The organism is Pseudoalteromonas sp. S327 (genome assembly GCF_005886415.1).
Lineage (GTDB): Bacteria > Pseudomonadota > Gammaproteobacteria > Enterobacterales > Alteromonadaceae > Pseudoalteromonas > Pseudoalteromonas atlantica.
This window is the reverse complement of sequence record NZ_PNDP01000178.1, coordinates 1-268: the sequence shown is the minus strand read 5'-3', so window position 1 is coordinate 268 and position 268 is coordinate 1. Positions and strand designations below refer to the sequence as shown.

Below are 268 nucleotides of genomic sequence, written 5' to 3'. Positions count from 1 at the left end.
GCCGCTAAAAACTATATTACACGATATACATCTTTGGTTGATCATAAAATACTCTTAGGCAAGCACATAGGAATATACGAGCAGTCAAGTGCAGGTAGAGATTTTTATGGTGATATTTTTACTTCGCTTGGTTCTGAAGTAACTAGGCTTGAACGTTCCCCCATATTCGTGCCTAAAGATACTTAGGCAGTAAGTGAAGAAGACATTTTAAAAACACGAAATTGTGATAACTAAACTAAATTCGACTTTATCTTTTCCAACGATCGTG

Annotated in this window: 1 pseudogene; it reads left to right on the top strand. The window is 35.8% G+C overall.

Going from position 1 to position 268, the window contains the following annotated elements:
- Nucleotides 1-186, top strand: a pseudogene (locus tag CWB60_RS20840) (phosphomannomutase); the annotation flags it as partial.
- Nucleotides 187-268 lie beyond the last annotated feature (82 nt).